The following is a 7,263-nucleotide window of genomic DNA, read 5'->3' as shown; positions in this document are numbered from 1 at the left end:
GCGGGTGCTGGCGGTGCTGGGCATCGCGCGCGAGGACGGCGCCGAGCCAGTGCGCGCGGACCAGCTCCAGCTGCTGGTCAGCCTCGCCGACCAGACCGCGCTGGCGCTGGAACGGTTGCGGCTGGAGGCGGAGATGCGCGACGTGGAGGCGGTGCGCACGCGCGACCGGCTCCGCTCGGCGCTGCTGTCGTCGGTCGGCCACGATCTGCGCACGCCGCTCACCTCCGTGCTCGCCGCCGCGTCCGAGCTGCGCCGCCGCCTCGATGAGCCGCTGCTGGCGATGATCGAGGCGGAGGCGATGCGGCTCAACCGCTTCATCGCCAACCTGCTCGACATGGCGCGCGTCGAGGCGGGCGCGCTCAAGCTGGCGGTCGAGCCGGTCGACCTGACCGACGCGGTCGCCGCCGCCGTGCACGACACCCGGCGCTCGCTGGAAGGGCACGCGATCCAGCTGGCGGTCGCGCCCGACCTGCCGCTGGTGACGGTCGATCCGCAGCTGTTCCACCATTGCCTGCTCAACCTGCTCGACAACGCCGGCCGCTACGCCGACGCGGGCACCCCGATCTCCATCCGCGCCGAGCGTCGCTACCACGAGCTGGAGATGTCGGTGCTGGACGAGGGGCCGGGCCTGCCGCCGGGGCACGAGGCCGAGGTGTTCGAGACGTTCCGCCGGCTGGAGGGGTCCGACCGCTCGCCCAAGGGCACCGGCCTGGGGCTGGCGATCGTCAAGGGCTTCGCCGAGGCGATGGGGATCGCGGTGCGCGCCGCGAACCGGACCGATCGGGCCGGCGCCTGCTTCACCCTGTCCTTCACCGAGCGGCTGCTGGTGCGCGCCGCCGATCCGGGCGCCGACGGATGACCGGCCAGCGCATCCTCATCGTCGATGACGAAGTATACATCCGCCGCCTGCTGGGCGCCACGCTGGCGCGCGCCGGCTACGAGCCGATCGAGGCGACCACGGCGGCCGAGGCGCTGGCGCTCGCCAGGTCGAGGCGTCCCGACGCGATCCTGCTCGATCTCGGCCTGCCCGATCGCGACGGGCTGGAGATCGTGCAGCTGCTGCGGCAACAGCAGGCGGCGCCGATCCTCGTCGTCTCCGCGCGCGATGCTACCGACCAGAAGGTCGCGGCGCTCGATCTGGGCGCGCATGATTACATCACCAAGCCGTTCGACAGCGAGGAAGTGCTGGCGCGGCTGCGCGCGACGCTGCGCGATCGGCTGGAAGCGGAGGGCGCGACGGCGGTGCTGCGCGCGGGCGCGGTGCGGGTCGACCTCGCCAATCGCGAGGTGACCCGCGACGGGGAGGCGGTGCACCTCACCCGCAAGGAATTCGAGGTGTTCCACCAGCTAGCACTCCACCCCGGCCGGGTCGTCACGCACCAGCGCATCCTCCAGGCCGCGTGGCCGCACGAGGTGGATCGGCGCGTCGATTACCTGCGCATCGTCGTGCGCAACCTTCGTCAGAAGCTGGAACCCGATCCGGCGCGCCCGACGCTGATCGTCAACGAACTGGGCATCGGCTATCGGTTGATCGCCGATTCCTGAACCGGCGACGCCCGACCCTATGCAATAGCTATGCAGACGCCGCCCCGACCGTCTCCAAACCCTATGCCCGCGAGGATAGATGGCTCGCCGTGGTCATGGAGGGCGGCATGCGGCGCGAGCGATGGGGATGGCGAGGCGATCTAGGGCTGCGTGCGATCGGCGCGGCCCTGCTCGCGCTCGGCGTCGCGACGATGCGCCAGCTGTTCGCCTCGGTCGGCGGGCACGAAACGTCGGCGGGCGATCTGGCGGCGGCGGCGATCGGGTTCGTCGCGTTGAGCGGCGGTACGATCCTGACGCTGCTCGGGCATCACCTGTTCGATCAGGTGCGGGTCTCGTCCCGCTGGCGGTCGAGCGGAGACACCGCCTTCGCCGGTGTCAAAGCGCAAGAAGCGGACGCTGATCTGGCCAAAGTCCGCGCTTGCCCGCCTGGCGCTATCGAGGGGGCGCGTCCGCCCGGCCCGCATAGTAGCGCGCGAGCACGTCGAACGCCGCCTTGCGCTGCCCGGTTTCGGAGATCAGCCCCTTGCGGTTCCAGCCCTGCTGGAAGTCCGGGTTCTGGCGGCGCGGCGAGCGGAAATCCTTGAGGATCCAGGGCGACATGCCGCGGAGCGTCGGCAGCCTGTCCGCCATCGCCAGCGTCGAGCGATAGTAATCGGCCTGATATTCTTCCGAGAACTTCTGCTCGGTCGCGATGTCGTGAAAGCCCGCGCGCGCATCCGCGCCGAACTCGGAGAAGATCAACGGCTTGTCCGCCGGCACGCGCCACTCGCTCGCGGGCAGATCGGCGAGACGGTCGGGCGTGTACCAGCCGTTGTAGGTGTTGACCGCCATCACGTCGAGCGCATCGGCGAGCGGGTCGGCGAGCGTCATCACCGGATGGCCGTTCGCGGTGGCGCGATCGACCAGCAGCGCGGCGCTGACCAGCCGCGTGTCGTCGAGGCGGCGCACATCGGCGACCAGTGTGCGCAGGAACGCGTTGCGCGCGTCGGTCACCGGCGTCTCGTTGGCGACGCTCCAGATCGCGATGGCGGCGCGATTGCGGTCGCGGCCGATATTCTCCGCCACCATCGCCCGCGCGCGCGCCAGCGTGTCGGGATCGGACCAGGCGACCAGCCAATAGACCGGCACCTCACTCCACACGAGCAGCCCCAGCTCGTCGGCGAGCCGCAGCGTCACCTCCGAATGCGGGTAATGCGCGAGCCGGACGTAATTGCCGTGCAGGCCATCCTTGATCTCGGTCAGCAGCGCGCGCGCGGCGGCGGGCGTCATCGCGCGCGTCGGCTCGGTGCCCAGCTCCTCCTCGTGCATGGAGATGCCGCGCAGGAAGATCGGCTTGCCGTTCAGCAGGATGTCGGGCCCGCGCACGGTGATCGTGCGGAAGCCGATCCGGTCGCGCCACCGATCCGCGCCCGCCGTCACCGCGACGTCGTACAGCCGGGGATCCTCCGGCGACCAGCGCACCAGCTTGCGCGGCACCGGCATCGTGGCGTGCCAGTCACCGCGCGCGTCCGTCACGCCGTCGCGATCCAGCCCGAGCGCGGCGATGCCGAGGTGCACCGCGTGGTTGGCCGCCGCGGGACCGTCGAGATGCACGTCCGCCGCCAGCCGGCCGTCGCGCGTCAGCCGCACCCAGGCGTCGTCGACATAGGTGTCGGGTGTCCGGATCAGGCGGATGTCGCGCGTGATCCCGCCGTAATTCTCCCAGTCGGTCACCGGCGGCGGCACCGTCGCGGGCGTCGCCTGCGAGTCGACGCCGACCGTGACCTGATTGTCGCCATCGCGCAGCAGCGCGGTCACGTCGAACGCGAACGGCGTGAAGCCGCCCTCATGCCGCCCGACCTCCCGCCCGTTCAGGTACACGCGCGTGGCGTAGTTCGCCGCGCCGAAGCGCAGGAAGTAACGGCCCTGCCGATGCGCGGGACCGGCGAAGACGCGCTGATACCACATCAGCCCCTGATAGTGGCGCAGCTCGGGCGCTTGCGTCAGCCAGGACGAGGGCAGGCTGGTCAGCGGCGAATGGGCGAGATCGAACTCGTCCAGGACGCGGCGGTCGCGCTTCATCTCCGCGCGAACGTCGACATCGCGCCAGCGCTGCTGCCCCGGATCGGGCGTCTCGCCATGGAAGCCCGCCAGCCCCGAGCGGAACGGATCGATCGACCAGTGCCAGGGCCCCGACAGGTCCAGCCCGTCGCGCAGGTCCGCCGCCACGAGCAGCGGGGTCGGCGAGGGCGGCGGCGCCTGCTGGGCGGCGACGGGGGTGGCCGCGAGCATCGCGACGACGAGCCGACGGATCACTCCATCACTCCCGTCACCTGCGCAATGCCGCGCTCCAGCCCGCGCAACTCGGCCAGCCCGCGCATCCGCCCGAGCAGCGAATAGCCGGGATTGGTCTGCTTGCCGAGATCGTCCAGCATCTGATGGCCGTGATCCGGGCGCATCGGGATCGCGCGGCCCTCGCGCCGCTGCAGCCGGTGCACCGCGGCGACCACGGCGGGCAGGTCGGCATCGCCCTCCAGATGCGCCGCCTCATGAAAGGCGCCGTCCGGCTCGCGCTGGACGGACCGCAGGTGCAGGAAGCCGATCCGCTCGCCCAGCCGCTCGACCATGCCGGGCAGGTCGTTGTCGGCGCGCACGCCCAGCGAGCCGGTGCACAGGCACAGGCCGTTGGACGGATTGGGCACCAGCTCGAACAGCCGGACGAGGTCGGCCTCCGTGCTCACCACGCGCGACAGGCCGAACAGCGGGAACGGCGGGTCGTCAGGATGAACCACCAGCCGCAGCCCCAGCTCGTCGGCGACCGGGCAGACCGCCTGGAGGAACGCGACATGGTTCGCGCGCAACCGCTCGGCGTCGAGCCCGTCATAGCCGGCGATCGCCGCGCGGAACTGGTCGGCCGTGAAGCTCTCCTCGCTGCCGGGCAGGCCGGCGATGATCGTGCGCGTCAATCGGTGCCGCGCCGCCTCGTCCATCACGGCATGGCGACGCGCGGCCGCCTCGACGATCGCGGCGGGATAGTCCGCCGCCGCGTCCGGCCGCCGCAGGATGTGCAGGTCGAACGCGGCCACCGCCACCGGGTCATAGCGCAGCGCCAGCGCGCCATCTGGCATGGGCCACGCCAGGTCCGTGCGCGTCCAGTCGAGCAGCGGCATGAAATTATAGGTGACGGTGCCGATCCCCGCCCCCGCCAGATTGACCAGGCTCCGGCAGAACGCGTTGATCAGCTGGTCCCAACCGGGCCCGCGCCGCTTGATCTCCTCATGGACGGGCAGGCTCTCCACCACCGTCCAGCCGAGCCCGGCCGCCTCGACCTGCGCGCGGCGCGCGGCGAGGGCGTCGGCCGGCCAGACCGCGCCGTTGGGCAGCTCGTGCAGCGCGGTCACCACCTCCGTCGCGCCCGCCTGGCGGATGTCGCGCAGCGGCACGGGATCGGCCGGCCCGAACCACCGCATCGTCAGCGTCATGCGCATGGCGAGCAGCTCCCGTCGCACGCGGCCGGTGTCAGAAGTTCAGCGCCAGCCGCAGCCCGCCATAGCGGCGGGAATCGCGCGGCAGCACCGCCTGCGTCGCGATGTTGCTGCCGAAATTGCCTGCCGTGTTGACCAGCGACCCGTAATATTGCTGGTCGAAGACGTTGTTGACGAACGCCACCACTTCCCAGCGCCGGTCCTCGTCCCGCGCGCCCAGCCCGACATTGACGATGTGATAGGCGCCCTGGATCGTCTCCGGATCGACCGGCGTGAAGAACACCTTGGTCTGATATTGCCAGTTCGCCTGCGCGACGCCACGCAGATGCCCGCCCAGTGACGGGGAATAGTCGGCACTGACGTTGAACTTCCACTTGGGCGCCTGGATCGCGCGCGTGCCCGTCAGGTTCTGCCGCCCCGGCGAGCCGGTGCAGCCCTGGGCGGCGGTCTGCAACGGGTAGCATTGGGCGACGGGGAAGCTGGTGTATCTGGCGTCGAGATAGGTCACCGCGCCGTTCAGGTTGAAGTCCTGCGCGACCCGCGCCGAGGCCTCGACCTCCACGCCCTTGGTATTGAGCCGGCCGACATTGGTCAGCCGGTAGTTGGACGTGCCGTCCGCCAGCGTCTCGATCGTCTGCGCCTGGAGATTGCGATAGGTCGTGTCGAAATAGGTGGCGTTCAGCGTCACCCGGCGATCGAGGAACTGGCTGCGGACGCCCACCTCCTTGTCGCGCGAGCGTTCCGGCCGGATCGGGCCGGCGGCGGCACGGTTCGCGTTGAAGCCCGTGGTCAGATCATAGGTCTGGCCCTTGTAGCCGGTGGCATAGGTTGCGAACGCGCTCACGTCCGGCGTGAAGGCATATCGGGCGCTGGCGCGATAGGTGCCGGCGGTGTCGTTCGCGGCCCCGCTGAACGAGGTGTTGGCGAGGTTGTCGCGATACCGGTACGAGACGCGCTCGTGCTGGACGCGGCCGCCGCCGGTCAGCGTCAGGCTGGGCACCACCGTCCAGTCGACCTGCGCGAAACCGGCATATTGGTTCGACTGCGCGCGCGCGTTCCAGTTGGCGAGCGAGAAATAGGGCCCGCGCACGAACGGCCGCTCGAAGATCACGCGCGCGCCATAGCCGCCCACCGTATAGCGGAACGGCTTGTCGCCCGGCGATTGCAGCCGGACCTCCTGCGTCTCCTGTTCCGAGCGGAACTGGCCGATCTGGTTGTTGCTGCCCACCGTCGCGGTCGACGACGTGTCGTCCTGGTCGAGATAGTCGTACAGGTGGAACCGGTCGTACGAGGTGATTGTGACGAGGTTCAGGTCGTTCAGCACGCCGATCTCGGCGCGGACATAGCCCCCGCCGCCGCTGTAGCGCGTGCGCGAATCGTAATTGTTGCTGATGTCCTGATTGTCCGGCCCGATCGTCACGCCCGGGAACACCACCGCCGGCGTCAGCGCGGCATTGCCGCGCAGCCGCGCGTTGGGCGAGATGTGAACAAAGGGACGGCCGACATCGGTGTTGCCGTCGACATAGTTGAGCGACACGGTAAGCGACGCCGTGTCCGTCGGCTTCCAGCGCAGCTTGCCGCGCAGGTTGAGCGTCTCGCGCCCGTTCACCTCCTTGTCGTTGTACCGGTTGAGGACGTTGCCATCCCAGTAGTTATACGCGGCGGAGACGACATAGCCGAGATTGGGCGTCAGCGGCCCGGAGATGCTGAAGTTCGCGCCCGCTTCCTCGTCGGTGGTGCCCACCGCGTTGGCGCGGACGCGCAGTTCGCTGGTGGGATCGCGGGTGATCAGGTTGACCAGGCCGGCCGACGCCGACTTGCCGTACAGCGTGCTCTGCGGCCCGCGCAGCACCTCGATCCGCTCGACATCGGGCAGGTCGGTGAAGGCGCGTGCCTGAAACGCGAGCGGCACCTCGTCGACCAGCACCGCGACGCTCGATTCGACGCCGATCCCGAACGCGAAGGTGCCGACGCCGCGCAACGACACGTTGGAGTTCTGCGGCTGCTCCGCCGGGCGCACCACCAGCGAGGGCGCGATCTTGCCCAGGTCGGCGAAGTTGCGCACGCCGGCGGCGGCGAGCTGCGCGGGCGCGATCACCGACACGGCCAGCGGCACGTTCTGGATGTTCTCCGCGCGCTTGTTGGCGGTGACGATCACGTCCCCGGCCGTGGTGGCGCCGTCGACGGCGGCGGTGGGGCCGCCGGGCGCGCCCTGTTGCCCGTCGGTCAGCTCGGTCGAGCGCGAGTCGGGCGC

6 protein-coding genes are annotated in these 7,263 nt (G+C 70.4%); 2 read left to right on the top strand and 4 right to left on the bottom strand.

The features are described 5' to 3' along the window. The coding region (locus HUU95_RS04475) for a sensor histidine kinase (protein ID WP_254602616.1) at window positions 1-859 on the top strand (859 nt) is incomplete at its 5' end. After that, the gene (locus tag HUU95_RS04470) at window positions 856-1,545 is read left to right on the top strand and encodes a response regulator (RefSeq protein ID WP_174279005.1); all 690 of its coding nucleotides are present in this window, start codon (window positions 856-858) and stop codon (window positions 1,543-1,545) included. The genes HUU95_RS04475 and HUU95_RS04470, both read left to right, overlap by 4 nt. Window positions 1,546-1,685: 140 nt before the next feature. On the opposite strand, the gene HUU95_RS04465 is transcribed toward HUU95_RS04470, so the two are convergent. The 4 genes from HUU95_RS04465 to HUU95_RS04450 all read right to left on the bottom strand — a co-directional run. After that, window positions 1,686-1,853, bottom strand: coding sequence for a hypothetical protein (locus tag HUU95_RS04465; protein WP_174279004.1), 168 nt, complete (start codon window positions 1,851-1,853; stop codon window positions 1,686-1,688). A gap of 124 nt (window positions 1,854-1,977) precedes the next feature. Then, window positions 1,978-3,840, bottom strand: a complete 1,863-nt coding sequence (locus tag HUU95_RS04460; RefSeq protein ID WP_254602615.1) for a glycoside hydrolase family 2 protein — start codon at window positions 3,838-3,840, stop codon at window positions 1,978-1,980. Further along, entirely contained in the window at window positions 3,837-5,012 is a 1,176-nt protein-coding gene (gene uxuA / locus HUU95_RS04455) for a mannonate dehydratase (RefSeq protein WP_217429769.1), read from the bottom strand. The genes HUU95_RS04460 and uxuA overlap by 4 nt, the downstream gene beginning before the upstream one ends. Window positions 5,013-5,043: 31 nt before the next feature. After that, window positions 5,044-7,263, bottom strand: a 2,220-nt coding sequence (locus tag HUU95_RS04450; protein ID WP_174279003.1) for a TonB-dependent receptor, incomplete at its 5' end; no start/stop codon positions are given.

This window comes from Sphingomonas bacterium (assembly GCF_903643065.1).
Classification (GTDB): domain Bacteria; phylum Pseudomonadota; class Alphaproteobacteria; order Sphingomonadales; family Sphingomonadaceae; genus Sphingomonas.
This window is presented reverse-complemented; position numbering and strand designations above follow the sequence as displayed.

What these genes read in the sequence shown, in the direction of transcription:
- HUU95_RS04470 (WP_174279005.1), top strand. Translation starts at nt 856, where the DNA reads ATGACCGGCCAGCGCATCCTCATCGTCGATGACGAAGTATACATCCGC.
- uxuA (WP_217429769.1), bottom strand. Translation starts at nt 5,012, where the DNA reads ATGCGCATGACGCTGACGATGCGGTGGTTCGGGCCGGCCGATCCCGTG.
- HUU95_RS04465 (WP_174279004.1), bottom strand. Translation starts at nt 1,853, where the DNA reads ATGCCCGAGCAGCGTCAGGATCGTACCGCCGCTCAACGCGACGAACCC.